Genomic DNA, 15,687 nt, shown 5'->3' on the forward strand with positions numbered 1-15,687 from the left:
GGAGCTCAGTCGAGTTGCTCGCGAAGATTACTCAGTGTCTTCGCGAGCAACCTCGACACGTGCATCTGGGACACACCGACTTTCTCGGCAATCTGTGTTTGCGTCAGATTTCCGAAGAATCTGAGCATCAACACCGTCCGCTCTCGTTCGGGGAGCTTGTCGAGAAGCGGACGCAAAGCCTCGTGATTCTCGACGTTCTCGAGGGCTGCGTCGTAGTCACCGAGTGTTTCCACCAGCGGCAGATCGTCGGTGTGATTGGACGCGGCGCCGTCGACCGAGACGGTCTGGTACGCGTTGCCGGCGATCAGCGCCTGGGCAACTTCTTCGCGTTCGATCCCCAAGGTCTCGGCCAATTCGTCGACGGTCGGCGCGTGACCGAGTTGTTGTGACAGCTCGCTGATGGCTTGCCCGAGTTGGAAGTGCAATTCCTTCATCCGACGCGGAACCCGCAATGCCCAACCGGTGTCGCGGAAGTGTCGTCGAACCTCGCCCATCACGGTGGGCACCGCGAACGAGACGAAATCGGATCCGCGGGTGGAATCGAAACGGTCGACGGCATTGACCAGACCGAGCCGCGCCACTTGAACCAGATCGTCGTGCGCCTCGCCGCGCCCGTCGAATCGTCTGGCGATGTGTTCGGCCAACGGTAGGCACCTGGTGATGAGTGCGGTGCGCACTCGTTCGTACTCGGGGCTGTGTGGCTCGAGGGTCCGCATTTCCTCGAAAACTGGTATGACGTCCCGATATTCGTCGGTGGACCGCCGACGCGGGCGTGACGGGCCGTCTGCGGAAGCGGTCACAGGCGCCCGCTGAGGGCCTTGGTGAACTTCATGGTCGTGATGTAGCCGACGCCGCCGAGGTTCTCTTCCTGATCGAGCGAAATCGAATCGGTGAGTTCGGTGAGGATGTGCCACCCGAACGAACGCTGACTGCTGTCCTCGTACTCCGTGGTGGTCGTCGACACGGACACGTGCAATTGCGGGGGAGTGAAGACGAACCGACACACCAGAACCGAATCAGGCGCAGCACGAACGATCAGATGCGTACAGATTTCGTCCATGGCCAGTTTGATGTCGGCGATGGCGTCGAGGTCGAAGTTTTCCTGAATGGCAACGGTGGCGGCCAGTGCACGCAAAATCGACAGCTGATCGAGAGTCGCTTGAATCCTCAACTCCACGACGGGCTGAGTCTGATCTTGATCGGGCTCGAGTGCGCTGAGGTGTGCCATAAGTTCTCCGGATCGTCGTACCAGGGGTCCCCGTGAAGTCTGGTGCCGAGAACGATACCCATCCCGACCTTCACAGTGACCCCCGAACACGAAATTTCGTCGATGGTGGTGCCGGGGTAAACGACACAGTTCTGCTCACGACCGTTGGCGATCGCAACATCGGATTACCTCGCGGAACCGCAGACCAAACCACATTTTTGTTCGGAACACCGAAACGAATGGTCGCAACGCACTTGTGACGTCCGTCATGCTGGCGTACTGTTTCAAACCGAGGTTGAGCACACAGCCGATGAGGGATTTATCCGTATTTCTGGAGACCCGTTCATCGTGCGTCTCCTTCGGAGGTCCCTTCTCTTTTGCAGAGTGTAAACCGTTGCGGGATGGGAGAACCATGACTGTTGTTCCAGGATCATCAATTTCAGGCTTTACGAACGCGGCGAAGGGATCGGTAGATTACGGACCTCCCGCGACCGGGACAGCGACCGCATCGTTTCACGCGCACCGTATCAGTGCACACACCGCTGTGATCCAAGTTCGTGGCGAGATCGATCTGATGAGCGCCAATGCTTTTCGTGACTTCTTGACGTACCACGTGGCCGCGGACCGGACGCTGGTGGTCGATCTCTCCGAACTCGAATTCATGGGGACATGCGGCTTGTCCGTGCTGTCGGTCCTGTCGACGCGATCGCGCGACGTTGGCGGCACACTGGCGCTCGTCTGCGCCCGCCCGGTGCAAAGGTTGCTCAAAGCAGCTGGTCAGGAGTCGATGTTTGCCTGCTACGAGTCTTTGGATCACGCGATCGGTCTGGAAGAGACTCGACGTTTCCCGGCTTGAACCCGCGGTTCACCCACAGCTTCGTGAAATCAGCTTCGTGAATTCGGTTTCGTAGAGCCCGTCAGTGTCAGTGCACTTCACTTCGGTGAGTGCCCTTGTGCTGGCGGGCTCTCGGCGGTGCTGTGACGCAACGGCCGTAGGTGCGGACCACTTCGGTGGCGACGTGATCCCACGAATACGATTCGCAGGCGCGAGCCCGGCTCTGCCGCGCAAACGCTGCGCCTTCGTCCTCGTCGTCGAGAAGATGACGGACTGCACGCGCGGTTTCCACCGGATTGTTGACCGGGACCCGGCGCCCCGTGAGTCCGTCGATCACGGTATCCCGCAGTCCGCCAACAGGAGTCGCGACAACCGGAACGCCACATGCCATCGCTTCCAGAGCCGCGATTCCGAACGGTTCGTATCGGGGGGTGCACACGAGGGCGTCGGCCGATCGCATCAGTTTGGGTAATTGGCGGTGCGGCACCCGTCCCAGTAATTGGACTCGATCTGCGACGCCGAGTCGCTCGGCGAGCTTGACCAAGCGGATCGCCACCTCGTCGGTGCTCAGTTGTGCGACGGGTGGCCCGCCGATCACCACCAACTCCGTATCCGGCAGCGAAGCCAGCGCGGCGACGGCAACATCGAAGCCCTTCTGCTCCACCAGCCTTCCGACGCAGATCAATCGATGCGGTGCGTTCTTCTTCGCGGCGGGGCCCTCCGGGGTGAACGCGTCGGTGTCGACGCCCGACGGCACCATCGTGGTCCGCGATCGCGGTGAGCCCTGCCGGACCAGATCGAAGATTTCGTCGGAACTCGTCGCGATGACATGGGTTGCGCCCCTGGCGATCAACGGTTCCAGGTGAGTCCGTTCCGAGGGGCTGTCGTCGGCTGCGCCGAGATGGCGATGCGCCGCAGACCCCAGGGAATGGAAAGTCTGCAGTACGGGGATGCCGAGCGAGCGCGTCGCGAGTTCCGTTGCCACACCTGACATCCAGAAGTGCGAGTGCACTACATCGGGCCGGTCGGTACTCCACTGAGCGCGCAGAATGCTGGCGAAGGTTCCCAGGTGGGGGAGGATGTCGGCGTCCGGGAGCGCCTGCGTCGGGCCGGCCTCGAGGTAGTCGACCGAGTACCCGGCGCGGGCGCGAACGCGGTCCGGCCCTCCGACGTGTGCCCGTCTGGTGAAGACGGTGACGTCGTGTCCGGCTCGCACCAGGGCCGCGGACAGTTCGTCGACGTGCAGGTTCTGTGCACCGGCTGCCGAGCAGCCCACCGGTGCGAGTGGATCGGCGTTCACCGACACCATGGAGATCTTCAGCATTCGTCCGGGAGCCATAGCGGGCGAGTACTTCATCGGGTCCCCTCTCCACTTGATCGGTTCGTCTGGGGATACCCGGAGTCCGTGATCTGAACCGGGTTTCGACGTGGTCAGCGGTGGGCACATTCCAAACACGATGGCGAGGAGTGAGGTTCGATGACAGAACAAATGCTGGTCGACGCAACCGTCGGACTCGGGTTCGAGCGGTACGTACAACGGGTGGCGGTCGGCGTGGGGGCCGGCATCGAGCAGTGGTGTTGCAGGCGCGAGCACCCTCTGGAGGCCTACATCGCGTTGGACCGAACTGTGCCGCGTTTTCCAGGGCGTGAGGTGGCGTTGCTCTGGGAGGAGACATGCGGTTGGGCCCTGGCCGTGGAGACTCGTTCAGGGGAGGACCTCATCGTTCTCGGATATCTGGGCGAACACGCTGTGCCGGCCCCGGACGCCGTCGCCGACTTCGCCGCGACGCTGGGCACCCGCAGCCCGCACTGGGTCATGAACAGGCCCCTGGCGGATTCGGACGAGACTGCGCGAGAACTGCGAAGCTACTCCGGAAGTGCTTACACCTGAACGGTATTCATTCCCTGGCCGCTCAGTTGACCACGTCCAGGATGGGATCGAGAACGGGAGTTGCTGCAGCCTCGACGGCCGGATCGTCCATCAGTTTGAAGACGATGTGACCGCCGAGCGCACCACCGACACCGACCGCAGCGAGTCCCAGCACCGAGAAAACACGTGCCAGTGCGAGCGAGTCCTTTCCGCGTAGCCGGTATGACGCGGCAAACGACCAGATGCCCACGGCATTCGACGCTGCGTGCACGAGCCCCACACGACGGGCGACGTCGCCGCGTTCGGACCAGTCCAGCCAGCCGGTCAGCAGAACCGGCGGCGTCGAGATCAAACCGAGCCCGATCAATCGTCGTGCAGTCTGCGGATCGCGGAGCACGGTGTCGAAGATCAGCGAAGCTGTCCACGCGCCTGCCGGAACGGCTACGAGAGCGGGGTGGAGGGGATGCCCGACGGCGGCGCCGCGCAGAAGCGCTGCGACAGTGCGCGATCTGTCGGATCTCTCGGTGATTTCGAGGATTCTGCGCCGAAGGCCAGTGGACGGACCGTCCAGTCCGCGAGCGGATTCGATTCCGCGGTAAAGAGTTCCGATGTCCATGTAATTCGGCTACCCGGCGTAGACGTCGGGAAACCTCGCGGCGGGAGTGTCTTGTCGACCGTCATGCTCCGGCGTACGGTCGAAACGAAAGAGATCCGACCGGAGGAGCGAACGATGAAGCTCAATCTCTTTGCAGCGTGGGCGTCGTATTTCCTGGTATTGGCCACAGTTGTCTGTCTCGGCAGCTTTCTCGTGGCCGCCGGTTCAGGGCACGGTGGTTGGGCGTTGATTGCCGGGCTCGCCGGTGTCGCGTCCATCGGACTGGCGGTTGCCCTGTACACCAGCACCGTTCATCACGACCACAAAGTGCACCGCGAATCCCCACACCTGTTCTGATCGGGACTGCTTCTGATCAGGACTGTGCGAGTCGCGCCTTCTCCGCCTCGATGTCGAAGTTGGCAGGCGGCCAGTCGAGATCGAGCTTTTCCAGAGCGTCGATCAGTAGCTCCGTGACCGCAATTCGGCTGTACCACTTCCGATCACACGGCACGACGTACCACGGAGCATGTTCGGTCGACGTCTTGTCGAGCATCGCCTGATATGCCTGCTGGTAAGCCGGCCACAATCCGCGCTCTGTCACGTCACCGGGGTTGTACTTCCAGTACTTGTCCGGGCGGTCGAGACGCTCTTCGAGTCGCTTCTTCTGCTCGTCGAGCGAGACGAACATCGCCACCTTGACGATGGTGGTTCCGGCGTCGACGAGTTCTTTCTCGAACTGGTTGATCTCGTCGTAGCGCTTGCTCCAGACATCCTCGGGGACAAGATCGTGGACGCGCACGACCAGGACGTCCTCGTAGTGGGAGCGATCGAACACGCCGAGATAGCCGCCGCGGGGGAGTTCCTTCTTGATCCGCCAGAGGTAGTGGTGTTGCTTTTCCTCTTCGGTCGGCACGCCGAATGCCGCGTGCTGAACTCCCGAAGGATCCACGTGACCGATCACGTGTCGGACCATGCCGCCTTTGCCGGCGGTGTCCATGCCTTGCAGGACCAGCAGGATCGAACGGCTGTCTCCGGACCTGCCGTTGGCGTACAGCAACTCCTGCAGGTCGGACAGAACCGCGCCGCGCTCCTCGAGCAGACGCTCGCCGTCAGCTTTGTTTCCGGTGAATCCCGGTGTGCTGTTGCGATCGAGTTGATCGAGTTCGAACCCGGGCTCTGCCCGCAGAGTCTTGGCGGCCGGTGTTTCCCACAGCGAGTCTTGTGCCATGCCGAAAGAGTGCCACAGGATCGACCACTGTGGCTCGAAAGTTCGGTCTCGGGCGAGTCAGTCCTCGGCGGGCTTGACGAGCGGATGCGGTACCGATTTGAACTTGGCCGGTGATCCGTTGACCGCCGCGATGCCGGTGATGCCGCCCCACGTCATCATCGTGAGGTAGTCGATCAACGATTCTGCAGACATCGACTTGTTGGAGATCCACCAGTGCGTCGCAAGCTGAATTCCGCCGACGATCCCGAACGCCCACGGCAGGGAACCGCCGGAATCCATCTCCATCTCGCGAAGACGATTGCCCAACACCGTGGAAAGCAATTCGGCGATCATGCGCTCGGAATCGGCAACGACGTCGCGGTTGGCGCCGGCGCCGTTGGCCATGACGTAGAGATAGATGTCCGGGTCGGATGCCACCGTCTCGACGTACGCGGTGATGCTGGCCTGGGTGAGTTCGAAATCGTCGAGATCGCCGCTGATCGCTTCGTAGATACGCGGCGACAGAATGGTTTCGACGTACCGCATCATCGTGGCGGTGGTGAGGTCGCTCTTGTCGGCGAAGTACCGGTAGAGCACGGTCTTGGAGACACCGATCTCGGACGCGATCTCGTCCATGCCGATCTCGCGGCCGCGCGCCCGAATAGCGGCGATGGTGCCGTCGACGAGTTCCTCGCGGCGAGCGATTTTGTGTTCGCGCCACCGACGCTTGCGACCGTCGGATTTCTCGGGCTTCGCATCAGCAACGACTGGGCCGTCTACCTGCTCGTTGTCCTGCACGGCATTCTTGGCCACGAGTCATCTCATATCTGTGGTGCGAGCCACGTCCGATCGGTCTACTTTCCGGTCCAGCTTAATGTCCGTGCCTTTATCTCGGGCACTCACATCGGCAGTTCGGGGGATTAGGTCCTGAGGAATCAGACATCGTGTCACTCGCGCTACGCCGAGTCACACCTTTCGGCACAATGGCGAGGGTGCAGCAACTGAGCCTCTCCGCCTTCGACGACGCCGCCAAGCGTCGGGACCTTCGCAAGATGAAGGTCTTCGCCACTGGCCTTCTGGGCTTCGCGACGGTGGTCTACATCTTCTGTCGGTGGCAGGAATCCCGCGGTGCCGGAGAGTTGGTCGGCTACGTCCGCGCCGCGTCCGAGGCCGGCATGGTCGGCGCCCTGGCCGACTGGTTTGCCGTCACCGCGCTCTTCCGTCATCCGATGGGACTCCCCATCCCGCATACCGCCATCATCAAGCGAAAGAAGGACCAACTCGGCGCCAGTCTGAGTTCGTTCGTCGGCCAGAACTTCCTGGCTCCCGAAGTTGTGTCGGCCAAGGTGCAGCAGGCGCAGATTCCGCTCCGCCTCGGTACGTGGATGGCCGAACCTGCCAATGCCGCTCGCGTCGCCGCCGAGACGTCGACGGTCTTGCGCGGCATGGTCGAGGTTCTTCGCGACGAGGACATTGCCCAGATCATCGACAACACGATCGTGAAGCGGCTGGCCGAGCCCATGTGGGGACCGCCGATCGGCCGAGTGCTCGGGGAGTTGCTCAAGGACAACAAGCAACTGCCGATCATCGAATTGCTTGCCGAGCGCGCGCATCAGTGGGCACTCGGCAGCCAGGAGACGATCGACCGTGTGATCGTTCGCGATTCGCCGGCGTGGTCGCCGAAATTCGTCGACGCGATGCTGGGGGAGAAGATCTACAAGGAACTCGTCGAGTTCACCTGGAAGGTCCGTTCCAACCCGGAACACGAGGTACGTCTCGCCGCCAACCGCTTCCTGATCGACTTCGCCGATGATCTGCAGAACGACCCGGAGACCATCAAGAAGGCCGAAGGGATCAAGGCGGAGATCATGGGCCGCGAGGAAGTGACGGGTCTGGCGTCCTCGACGTGGCAGGTCGCCAAGCGCCTCATCATGGAGTCGGTCGACGATCCGAACAGCACCCTGCGGACCAAGGTCGCCGAGAACGTGGCCGGCTTCGGAATCAGGCTGCGAGACGACGAATCCATGCGTGAGAAGGTCGACGGCTGGCTGGTGCAGGGCACCAAGTACATCGCGGAGAACTACACCGACGAGATCACCGGAGTCATCAGCGACACGGTCGAGCGGTGGGATGCCGACGAAGCGAGCCAGAAGATCGAGCTGCAGGTCGGTCGAGATCTTCAGTTCATCCGTATCAACGGCACCGTTGTCGGCTCGATCGCCGGGCTGCTGATCTACACGATTTCGACGCTCGTCTTCGGTTGAGCTGTCCGGTATGTGACGTCCACCACGAGTGCTAGCAGTAGTGCTTGCAATAGTTAGCACCCTCTCCTATCCTGGGAAATGTCCACTGGAAAGGGAGGACGCAATGCCAGCGAAGTCGACGAACTCCGATGACGGAGATCGTGAATCATCCGGTGCCGCAGCCGGAGCAAGCGACTTGGCAGCTCGCGTCGTCAGCTCTGCGGCACACGACATCGGGGGGTTCATTCGTGCACAGCGGGAAGCCGCCCAAGTTTCGATGCGCCAACTTGCTCAACTCGCCGGCGTCAGCAATCCGTATCTGAGTCAGATCGAACGCGGATTGCGCAAACCGTCGGCAGACGTACTGGCGCAAATTGCCAAGGGTCTTCGGGTCTCATCAGAAGTCCTGTACGTCCAAGCGGGATATCTCGAACAACGCCCGCACAGTCCCATCAGGGACGCGGTGTTGGCCGAGACGGCCATCAACGAACGGCAGAAGCAAGTACTGCTCGAAATCTACGACTCGTTCTGTCGCGAGAACGAGTCGTCCAGACCAGCCGCAGCGCCCGATTTCGCTGAATCGGCCGCAATTCCAGACACCGAGACTTCACTAGGAGAACAAGATGACTGACAAGAACGCCATCGACAGCGTCAAGACCTCGCTCTACGCCGCTGTCGGCGCAGGCGACCTGGTTGTCCAGGCCGTGGCCGATGTAGTCGCTCAGGTTCGTGAGCGCGCCGAGAACACCCAGGGTGACGTCAACGGCCGTGTCGACGGTGCCCGCGAGAAGCTTGCTTCCGTTCAGGGTGACGTTGCCGAGAGCGTCGAGGCACTGCGCGAGCGTCTCGCCGGCCTGCCGTCCGAGCTGCCCGAAGAGCTCGCCGAGCTGCGAGAGAAGTTCGCACCCGAGGAACTCCGCAAGGTCGCCGAGGCATACCTCAAGGTTGCCGGCGATCTGTACAACTCTCTCGCAGAGCGCGGCGAAGACGCAGTCGAGCGCATCCGCAAGCAGCCCGCAGTCGAAGAAGGCATCGCTGCTGCGGAGTCGGCACTCGGCGACGCCGTCGAGCTGACCGAAGACGCACTCGGAACCGTTGCTCGTCAGACTCGTGCCGTGGGCGAGCAGGCTGCCAAGCTGGCCGGCCGCGCTGCCGGACGCATCTCCGACACCGCAGAAGAGGTCGGCGAGAAGATCGCTGACGCCGGCGAGAAGATCGCCGACGCAGGCGACGAGGCTGCACTGAAGGTTCTCGACCTCGGTGACCAGGCCGACGAGGCTTCCAAGGAAGCTGCCGCTCGCGTGACCGCTGCAGCCTCCGACGTGCAGGAGCGCGCAACCACCGCAGCCAAGAAGGCTGCTCCGGCCAAGGCTGCTCCCGCGAAGGCTGCTCCGGCCAAGGCCACCGCTGCTGCTCCGGCCAAGAAGGCTGCTCCGGCCAAGAAGGCCTGATTTGCCCAGCTCCACCTGACGAAGGCTCCCGCGCTCAGCCGAGTGTGGGAGCCTTCGTGTTCGTCGGGAACCGGATGAGAACTTAGGATGTAGTTGTGACTCAAGTCGATGGGCTAGTCGGTCTGATCTTTCTCGCACTCAAGGTGCTCGCGTTGGTGGGTGCTGTCTACGCGATCGTTCATGCCGTCAGGCAGCGTCCGGACGCCTTCACTGCGGTCAACAAATTGACCAAGCCGATCTGGCTCGGAATCCTGATCGTTGCGGCGTTGATCCTTCTGGCGACGTCACCTGTCGGTCTCCTGGGCATCATCGCGGTCGTTGCAGTGTGCGTGTATCTCGTCGACGTTCGCCCCCGCGTTGACGACATCCAGCACGGCGGTTCTCGCTGGTAGTACCGCGGTTCTGCTGATCCTGTGACGCCGTTTCCGGCCATCGTGTGTTGCCCCACTCTTTCGCTCCAACTCTGACAACAGGCGTTGTTCGAGTGATAGTGTCGGTTAACGGCAGTCACACATAGATTGCATCCGTCTGTCGTCAGCAGCAGTCAGGGGTAAATGCATGTCCAGTCGTTCGCGCACCACAGAGCTTCGAGTACTGGCAGGCGCCGTCGGAGTGGGAGCACTCGTCGCGGCCGTCGCGGGAATCCGTCATCGGCGATCCACGCGCGGGTTGACTCTTTCGAGCGACGTCGAGCCCAACGCACTCCTGAAGACTCCGACGCTCAAAGCTGATATCAGCGAACTGACCACCGACGACGGTGCGATCATCAATGTCCGGGCTTACGGTCCCGTCGACGGCGATCCGATCGTTCTCAGTCACGGCTGGACGTGCTCAACCGAATTCTGGTACCCGCAGGTCAATGCGCTTGCCGGCGAATATCGCGTCATCACCTACGATCAGCGCGGTCACGGACGCAGTACCGTCGGTAATCTTCCGCTCGGCCCGGACGTCCTTGCCGACGACCTCTCTGCCGTGCTGGCAGCGACGGTTCGCGAGGACAAGAAGGCCGTCATCGTCGGTCACAGCATGGGCGGGATGAGCATCATCGCCTGGGCTGGTCGTCACCCCGACGAGGTCAAGAAGTACGCGTCGGCGGTCATGCTCGCGAGTACGGCGAGTGAAAGGTTGATCGCCGAGACCACGGTCATCCCACTGCCCAATCGTTTTCCTCGGGTTCCGGTCCCCGTGGGCCGCGCCATCCTCAGCTCGCCCGTTCCATTTGTCTCCTCGGGCGCCATGACGAAGGCGATCCAGTACGTCTCGATGTCACCGAACGCGACCAAGGCCGAGATTCAGTTCTGCGAGAACATCGTTCGTGAGTGCAAGCCCCGCATCCGTGGTGGTTGGGGAGCAGCGCTGAGCACCCTCGACATTCACGAAGGACTCGACAATCTCGAAGTGCCGACCACCGTGCTCGTCGGTTCGCTCGATCGGCTCACTCCGCCGGTCCATGCGCGCAAGCTTGCGCAGGTCCTCGACGACGCCGGCAACCTCGAACGGTTGATCGTGTTGCCGGGCGTCGGTCATATGTCGTCGATCGAGAACATCGACGAGTTCGACAAGGAAATCGTGCGACTGCGCAATCTCTAGCGCGCGGTGATTCCGAAGCGGCGTAGTTCGAGGGCAGGATTCTTCGTCCGGACCTCCGCGATTCGTTCGAGGGAGACGGTTGCAGTCGCGATACCCACGCGTTCTCCCAGCGATGCGACGATGACGCCCATCGGATCCACGATCATGCTCGCACCCGATCCCGCCGGCGCGCTCTGGTCGGCCGCTGCGACGTAGATCGTGTTCTCGATCGCGCGGGCGCGGACGAGAGTGGTCCAGTGATCTTCCTTCAACGGGCCGGGCACCCACTCCGCCGGGAGGAGTAGAACGTCGGCGCCTGCATCGACGATCCGTCGTGTCGTTTCCGGGAAGCGAAGGTCGTAGCAAGTCTGAAGACCGAACCGGACGTCTTCCACGACAAAGGTTTCGGGGTCTTGAATCTCACCGGCACGGACGACGTCCGATTCCTTGTAACCGAAAGCGTCATACAGGTGCAGCTTGCGGTAGATCGCAACGACACCGAGTTTCGGGGCCAGGGCGACCAAGGTGTTCGAGATCTTGTCGGAGCCCGTTACTGCCTCGTTGATCCCGGCGACTATGTGAATGCCGAGAGTTGTCGCGAGGTCTGCCAGCGCTGAGACGAATTTGCCGTCGAGCGACTCGGCGGTCAAGACGAAACGTGAATCCATGCTCGGAGCCGTGAACATCGCGTACTCGGGAGCGACCACGATGCGAGCGCCGGATTCCGCCGCTTCGCTTGCCAGTTTCGTGAGCTGCTCGAGATTCGCCTGCTTGTCGAGTCCTGGGGCGTACTGTGCGATCGCTACGTCGACCATGTGGTTGTACCTTTCTGGGCTTGGGGCGCCGGCATTCTCTCGATCTTGCCGAGCACCACGGTGTAACAGAAGATTCCGCCGATGAGTACCGCACCGGTCGCGATGAACGCGCCGGCGAACGAACCGGTGGCGTCGACCACCATGCCGGTCACGATGGGCGCCGCGATTCCGAGCAGATTCGCCACGAAATTGACGATGCCGCCGAGCGACCCGGTGTATCCCTCCGGCGCGATGAGCGCCACGATGGACGAACCTGCGGGGACCGACACTGCCAGTCCTGCTGCTCCGATCGAGAGGAAGATCAGGGCGACTGCGATCGAGCCCGCGTATGCCGCTCCCGTGACTGCAAGTGATGCGAGGAGGCTGACCACGAGGACCGTACGGCGGACTTTGGTGACGTCATCCGTTTTCGCCAACCACCTGTCCATGAGAATGCCGGCGATGAGGAACTGGGCGATCACGGCAACGAGCCACGGGATCATCGTGTAGATGCCGCCCTTGAGGAGGTTGACCCCGAAGCTCTTCTCCAAGTAGGCGGGGAGCCAGGTCAAGAGCACGTAATACGCGTACGTGTAGGACGCGTACCCGAGTGCAAGTCCCCAAGTCTTGCGTCGCCGCAGGAGGTAGCCCAGGCCGTTGAGCGAACCGCTGGTTTCTGCGTCCTCGTCCTCGGCGCCGCCCTCGCGTATGTAATCGAACTCCGGTTGGCTCAGCCGACCCTTGGCGAGTGCCTCCTTGGGCGTCAGATACAGCAGCCACCAAATCGCGAGGTAGGCCACGGAGAGAACGCCAGTGAAGATGAAGGCCGCGTGCCAGCTGAATGTCGTGACCAGGAACGCCATGATCGGGATGCCGATGACGTTCGAGATCTTTGCGCAGCCGTCGAAGATGGACGTCGCGGTCCCGCGCTCCTGCTTGGGGAACCATTGGCCGATTGCTTTCCAGCCGGCCGGGACAGTAGGGGCTTCGCCGACCCCGAGGACGAGTCGGGCGACCAGGAGCATTCCCAATCCACCTGCCGCGGCCGAGGCGAACGACGCCACGGCCCAAAGAAACGCGGCAGCTCGATTGACCCACCGCACGCCGATGCGGTCGATGAACGAACCGATCGGCATCTGGAGCATGGCGTATGTCCACAAGAATGCGGACGAGACCATGCCCATTTGCGAAGCGCTGATGTCGAAGTCGCGCATGATCTCCGGTGCAGCGATGGAGAGGTTCACGCGGTCGATGTAGTTGACGAACATGCCGACACCGAGAACTCCGGCGATACCCCAACGGGCACGGCCGATCTTCGGCGGGACGGCCGTCTTCATCGGTGAAGAGCCGGGTTCCGAGGTTTGCGTTGTCATCGAGACTCCCGAATCCGAGTGATCTGATCGAGCGGTCCGGCGAAGCCGGCAGCGAGGGCACCGTGCTGCATGATCAATGCCATCTGATCAGCGCCGTGTCGAACGGCAAATTCTTTCTCTTCCACGCTCCACGCCGGCAGTACCCACGGCTTGCCCGCTTCGGCCGCCGCTGCGGCAACGATAGCGAGGTCGGCAAAGTCGCCGTCTGTGCGTGTGTATGCACCGCGTTCTCGGCGCAGCGAAAGATCGGACGGGCCCACGAAGACGCCGTCGACGGTGTCGAGCGCCAAGATGTCCGTGATGTTCTCGATTGCGCCGGCATCCTCGATCATCGGGTAGCAACGAGTGAGGGTGTCCTGGCGACGGACCCAGTCGTCGGTGAAACCGCCGTAGTTGGTCGTGCGGCCGCCCGCGAAACTGCGGTCGCCGAGTGGTGGGAATTTGGCGAATGCAGTGACTTCCTTTGCATGGGAAGCATTTTCGATGTGCGGAATGACAACGGCGGTAGCGCCGAAGTCGAGAGCCTGCTGAATCGGTCCGCGCTCGGGTCCGAGGACTTTCGCGAGAACCTCCATGTCCAGGCCGCGAAGGAAGGGGATGAATCGCTCGAGGTCGGCAAGGTCGAACGACCCGTGTTCGATGTCGAGGATCACCGCGCCGTAGCCGAGTCCACGCGCGATTTCTGCTGCGGCAAAGCTCGGATCGGACAGCCAGATCGCGTGACGGCGGTCGGCGGGAGTGCTGAACATGCTGGGGGGCTCCTTGGCAGTTGGGATTCTACGACTGATCGGATCGGTGTGACGACCCGCACAACTGTCGTATACGTCATGTATACACAGAGAATACTTGGTGTGTCCAGAGTCGGTATGATGAATTTGTTACAAGTTCGTCAACCCGGCGGACGCCAGTGCGAAGGGATTGTGATGTCGACACCGGCAACTGCCGACCCGTCAGCGACCCAGGGGCCGGCACGTGACCGCGTCTACGTCTGGTTGCGGGACGAGATCATTCGTGGATCGATCGAAGGCGGACGATTCCTGGACGAGCTGTGGGTCTCCGGAACTATGGGGGTCTCCCGTACACCGGTCAGAGAGGCATTCCATCGGCTCGCCGCCGAAAAGTTCATCACCCTCCTGCCGCGCAAGGGCGCGCAGGTACGAACGGTGACCGCCCGAGAGCTCGAAGAGGTCTACCAGAGCCGACAACTGATCGAGGGTCACGCGGTGACAGTGCTGTGTGCCCGGGGCTTCGGCGCGCCGACATCGATGATCGAGCTGATCGAACCGATGGAAGCCGCAGGGCGCGAACGCGATTGGTTCGAGGTTTCCGGTCTCGACCGGCAGTTTCATCTTGCGATGGTCAGAGCTGCACAGAACTCGGTACTGACCGAACTCTACGAGTCGCTCCGGTCACGGCAACAGAGAGTTGCGGTGCGCGCCCTGAACGTGGGACCGCACCGCCTGGACACGATCAATGCGCAGCATCGTGCCTTGGTTGCGGCGCTGGACGAATCCGATGCCGACAAGGCCCTCGAAATTCTGGCCGCACACCTCCGGCCGGTACCGGAGGTCCTTGCCCTCTTGCCTGCCGATCAGCCTTAGCTGAACACGACCGTCTTGCGCCCGTGGACCAGAACCCGATCCTCGAGGTGCCAGCGCAGTCCGCGTGAGAGCACGAGCTTTTCGATGTCTCGGCCCTGCCGGACCATGTCGGCGACATCGTCGGCGTGGTCGACTCGGATCACGTCCTGCTCGATGATCGGACCGGCATCGAGTTCGGCGGTCACGTAGTGGCAGGTGGCGCCGATCAACTTCACGCCGCGGGCGAACGCCTGGTGATAGGGGCGGGCACCGATGAACGACGGCAAGAAGCTGTGGTGGATGTTGATCGCGCGTCCGGCCCAGTGCTCGCACAGTGATTCCGGCAGCACTTGCATGAAGCGCGCAAGAACGACGGCGTCGGGGTTGTGAGCGTCGACCAGGGCGCGAACCTTCTCGAAGGACGGTCCGCGTTCGGCCGGGTCCTTGGCGAACGGAACGTGGTGGAAGTCGATCCCGTGGCGCTCGGTGACACTGCGCAGATCTTCGTGGTTTCCGATGACGGCGCTGATTTCTGCCGGAAGTTCTCCGCCCGCGGCACGGCCCAGGAGGTCATGCAGGCAGTGGCCTTCCTTGCTCACGAGCAACACGATCTTCTTGGGTGCGCCGGAGTCGTGAAGAGTCCACTCGGTTTCCGGACCGATCTCGGCCGCAACAGCTTTGAACCGTTCACGAAGTTCGTCGATGCTCATGCTCACAGACGACGCACGGACCGCCTGACGCGTGAAGAACCATCCTGTGTCGGCATCGGCGTGATACGCGGCCTCCACGATCCATCCACCGACATCGGTGAGAAAGGTCGAGATGCGTGCGACGATGCCCGTGGTGTCGGGGCAGCCGAGGGACAGAACATAGCGACGATCATCGATCGAAGGTGCAGCGGTCATGCGGCCTAGTCTCTCAGGTGCGGCTGCAGCGACGGTCGCGTGGTGGTGTGCCAAGCTT

General features: G+C 62.2%; 19 protein-coding genes. 9 read left to right on the forward strand and 10 right to left on the reverse strand.

Annotation, left to right across the window (positions count from 1 at the left end; genetic code table 11):
- Positions 1 to 5: 5 nt before the first annotated feature.
- Both V3587_RS14050 and V3587_RS14055 read right to left on the reverse strand, forming a co-directional pair.
- On the reverse strand, positions 6 to 800 hold the full coding sequence (locus V3587_RS14050; RefSeq protein ID WP_020906739.1) for an RNA polymerase sigma factor SigF: 795 nt from the start codon (positions 798 to 800) through the stop codon (positions 6 to 8).
- Positions 797 to 1,228: an ATP-binding protein gene (locus V3587_RS14055; protein ID WP_003941553.1), complete on the reverse strand. Its 432-nt coding sequence runs from the start codon at positions 1,226 to 1,228 to the stop codon at positions 797 to 799. The genes V3587_RS14050 and V3587_RS14055 overlap by 4 nt, the downstream gene beginning before the upstream one ends.
- A gap of 391 nt (positions 1,229 to 1,619) precedes the next feature.
- Between V3587_RS14055 and V3587_RS14060 the strand changes: the two genes are divergently transcribed.
- Positions 1,620 to 2,063: an STAS domain-containing protein gene (locus V3587_RS14060; protein WP_256278388.1), complete on the forward strand. Its 444-nt coding sequence runs from the start codon at positions 1,620 to 1,622 to the stop codon at positions 2,061 to 2,063.
- A 67-nt stretch (positions 2,064 to 2,130) separates the two neighbouring features.
- Here the strand turns inward: V3587_RS14060 and V3587_RS14065 are convergent, their stop codons facing one another.
- Positions 2,131 to 3,399, reverse strand: coding sequence for a glycosyltransferase (locus V3587_RS14065; RefSeq protein ID WP_095970490.1), 1,269 nt, complete (start codon positions 3,397 to 3,399; stop codon positions 2,131 to 2,133).
- 120 nt (positions 3,400 to 3,519) lie between these two features.
- Between V3587_RS14065 and V3587_RS14070 the strand changes: the two genes are divergently transcribed.
- Positions 3,520 to 3,933, forward strand: a complete 414-nt coding sequence (locus tag V3587_RS14070) for a DUF6292 family protein (protein ID WP_283376766.1) — start codon at positions 3,520 to 3,522, stop codon at positions 3,931 to 3,933.
- A gap of 22 nt (positions 3,934 to 3,955) precedes the next feature.
- On the opposite strand, the gene V3587_RS14075 is transcribed toward V3587_RS14070, so the two are convergent.
- Positions 3,956 to 4,528: a DUF2231 domain-containing protein gene (locus V3587_RS14075; RefSeq protein ID WP_095970409.1), complete on the reverse strand. Its 573-nt coding sequence runs from the start codon at positions 4,526 to 4,528 to the stop codon at positions 3,956 to 3,958.
- Positions 4,529 to 4,642: 114 nt separating this feature from the next.
- Here V3587_RS14075 and V3587_RS14080 point away from each other — a divergent pair, with 114 nt between their 5' ends.
- Positions 4,643 to 4,864: a hypothetical protein gene (locus V3587_RS14080; RefSeq protein WP_020968904.1), complete on the forward strand. Its 222-nt coding sequence runs from the start codon at positions 4,643 to 4,645 to the stop codon at positions 4,862 to 4,864.
- Between the two features lie 16 nt (positions 4,865 to 4,880).
- Here the strand turns inward: V3587_RS14080 and V3587_RS14085 are convergent, their stop codons facing one another.
- Together V3587_RS14085 and V3587_RS14090 are read right to left on the reverse strand one after the other, a co-directional pair.
- Positions 4,881 to 5,735 carry a polyphosphate kinase 2 family protein gene (locus V3587_RS14085; protein WP_095970408.1) on the reverse strand — a complete coding sequence of 285 codons (855 nt, stop codon included), beginning with the start codon at positions 5,733 to 5,735 and terminating at the stop codon, positions 4,881 to 4,883.
- A gap of 57 nt (positions 5,736 to 5,792) precedes the next feature.
- Positions 5,793 to 6,527, reverse strand: a complete 735-nt coding sequence (locus V3587_RS14090) for a TetR/AcrR family transcriptional regulator (RefSeq protein WP_003941527.1) — start codon at positions 6,525 to 6,527, stop codon at positions 5,793 to 5,795.
- 179 nt (positions 6,528 to 6,706) lie between these two features.
- Here V3587_RS14090 and V3587_RS14095 point away from each other — a divergent pair, with 179 nt between their 5' ends.
- The 5 genes from V3587_RS14095 (at position 6,707) to V3587_RS14115 (ending at position 10,998) form a co-directional block, all read left to right on the forward strand.
- A complete protein-coding gene (locus tag V3587_RS14095) occupies positions 6,707 to 7,978 on the forward strand; it encodes a DUF445 domain-containing protein (protein ID WP_283376765.1) in 1,272 nt (423 codons plus the stop codon).
- Positions 7,979 to 8,081: 103 nt separating this feature from the next.
- Positions 8,082 to 8,588, forward strand: coding sequence for a helix-turn-helix domain-containing protein (locus V3587_RS14100; protein WP_003941483.1), 507 nt, complete (start codon positions 8,082 to 8,084; stop codon positions 8,586 to 8,588).
- Entirely contained in the window at positions 8,581 to 9,408 is an 828-nt protein-coding gene (locus V3587_RS14105) for a heparin-binding hemagglutinin (protein WP_283376764.1), read from the forward strand. Before V3587_RS14100 ends, V3587_RS14105 begins: the two co-directional genes overlap by 8 nt.
- Positions 9,409 to 9,503: 95 nt before the next feature.
- The gene (locus tag V3587_RS14110; protein WP_003941505.1) at positions 9,504 to 9,800 is read left to right on the forward strand and encodes a DUF2516 family protein; all 297 of its coding nucleotides are present in this window, start codon (positions 9,504 to 9,506) and stop codon (positions 9,798 to 9,800) included.
- Between the two features lie 166 nt (positions 9,801 to 9,966).
- Complete coding sequence (locus tag V3587_RS14115; RefSeq protein WP_021333908.1) at positions 9,967 to 10,998, forward strand: alpha/beta fold hydrolase; 1,032 nt, start codon at positions 9,967 to 9,969, stop codon at positions 10,996 to 10,998.
- On the opposite strand, the gene V3587_RS14120 is transcribed toward V3587_RS14115, so the two are convergent.
- Genes V3587_RS14120 through V3587_RS14130 form a run of 3 tightly spaced genes read right to left on the reverse strand, consistent with a single transcriptional unit; the run spans position 10,995 to position 13,893 of the window.
- On the reverse strand, positions 10,995 to 11,792 hold the full coding sequence (locus V3587_RS14120) for a carbon-nitrogen hydrolase family protein (RefSeq protein ID WP_046378192.1): 798 nt from the start codon (positions 11,790 to 11,792) through the stop codon (positions 10,995 to 10,997). The two genes, V3587_RS14115 and V3587_RS14120, sit on opposite strands and share 4 nt — an antisense overlap.
- Complete coding sequence (locus tag V3587_RS14125; protein ID WP_283376763.1) at positions 11,780 to 13,144, reverse strand: MFS transporter; 1,365 nt, start codon at positions 13,142 to 13,144, stop codon at positions 11,780 to 11,782. Before V3587_RS14125 ends, V3587_RS14120 begins: the two co-directional genes overlap by 13 nt.
- On the reverse strand, positions 13,141 to 13,893 hold the full coding sequence (locus V3587_RS14130; RefSeq protein WP_283376762.1) for an HpcH/HpaI aldolase family protein: 753 nt from the start codon (positions 13,891 to 13,893) through the stop codon (positions 13,141 to 13,143). The genes V3587_RS14125 and V3587_RS14130 overlap by 4 nt, the downstream gene beginning before the upstream one ends.
- A 174-nt stretch (positions 13,894 to 14,067) precedes the next feature.
- Between V3587_RS14130 and V3587_RS14135 the strand changes: the two genes are divergently transcribed.
- Complete coding sequence (locus V3587_RS14135) at positions 14,068 to 14,745, forward strand: GntR family transcriptional regulator (RefSeq protein ID WP_185564635.1); 678 nt, start codon at positions 14,068 to 14,070, stop codon at positions 14,743 to 14,745.
- On the opposite strand, the gene purU is transcribed toward V3587_RS14135, so the two are convergent.
- Positions 14,742 to 15,629 (reverse strand): formyltetrahydrofolate deformylase, encoded by an 888-nt coding sequence (gene purU, locus V3587_RS14140; RefSeq protein ID WP_003941509.1) that lies wholly within the window; start codon positions 15,627 to 15,629, stop codon positions 14,742 to 14,744. The two genes, V3587_RS14135 and purU, sit on opposite strands and share 4 nt — an antisense overlap.
- Positions 15,630 to 15,687 lie beyond the last annotated feature (58 nt).

Origin of the sequence: Rhodococcus sp. IEGM 1306 (assembly GCF_036541985.1) — a bacterium.
GTDB lineage: Bacteria > Actinomycetota > Actinomycetes > Mycobacteriales > Mycobacteriaceae > Rhodococcus_F > Rhodococcus_F qingshengii.

What these genes read in the sequence shown, in the direction of transcription:
- V3587_RS14055 (WP_003941553.1), bottom strand. Translation starts at nt 1,228, where the DNA reads ATGGCACACCTCAGCGCACTCGAGCCCGATCAAGATCAGACTCAGCCC.
- V3587_RS14060 (WP_256278388.1), top strand. Translation starts at nt 1,620, where the DNA reads ATGACTGTTGTTCCAGGATCATCAATTTCAGGCTTTACGAACGCGGCG.
- V3587_RS14065 (WP_095970490.1), bottom strand. Translation starts at nt 3,399, where the DNA reads ATGAAGTACTCGCCCGCTATGGCTCCCGGACGAATGCTGAAGATCTCC.
- V3587_RS14070 (WP_283376766.1), top strand. Translation starts at nt 3,520, where the DNA reads ATGACAGAACAAATGCTGGTCGACGCAACCGTCGGACTCGGGTTCGAG.
- V3587_RS14075 (WP_095970409.1), bottom strand. Translation starts at nt 4,528, where the DNA reads ATGGACATCGGAACTCTTTACCGCGGAATCGAATCCGCTCGCGGACTG.
- V3587_RS14080 (WP_020968904.1), top strand. Translation starts at nt 4,643, where the DNA reads ATGAAGCTCAATCTCTTTGCAGCGTGGGCGTCGTATTTCCTGGTATTG.
- V3587_RS14085 (WP_095970408.1), bottom strand. Translation starts at nt 5,735, where the DNA reads ATGGCACAAGACTCGCTGTGGGAAACACCGGCCGCCAAGACTCTGCGG.
- V3587_RS14100 (WP_003941483.1), top strand. Translation starts at nt 8,082, where the DNA reads ATGCCAGCGAAGTCGACGAACTCCGATGACGGAGATCGTGAATCATCC.
- V3587_RS14105 (WP_283376764.1), top strand. Translation starts at nt 8,581, where the DNA reads ATGACTGACAAGAACGCCATCGACAGCGTCAAGACCTCGCTCTACGCC.
- V3587_RS14115 (WP_021333908.1), top strand. Translation starts at nt 9,967, where the DNA reads ATGTCCAGTCGTTCGCGCACCACAGAGCTTCGAGTACTGGCAGGCGCC.
- V3587_RS14120 (WP_046378192.1), bottom strand. Translation starts at nt 11,792, where the DNA reads ATGGTCGACGTAGCGATCGCACAGTACGCCCCAGGACTCGACAAGCAG.
- V3587_RS14125 (WP_283376763.1), bottom strand. Translation starts at nt 13,144, where the DNA reads ATGACAACGCAAACCTCGGAACCCGGCTCTTCACCGATGAAGACGGCC.
- V3587_RS14130 (WP_283376762.1), bottom strand. Translation starts at nt 13,893, where the DNA reads ATGTTCAGCACTCCCGCCGACCGCCGTCACGCGATCTGGCTGTCCGAT.
- V3587_RS14135 (WP_185564635.1), top strand. Translation starts at nt 14,068, where the DNA reads ATGTCGACACCGGCAACTGCCGACCCGTCAGCGACCCAGGGGCCGGCA.
- purU (WP_003941509.1), bottom strand. Translation starts at nt 15,629, where the DNA reads ATGACCGCTGCACCTTCGATCGATGATCGTCGCTATGTTCTGTCCCTC.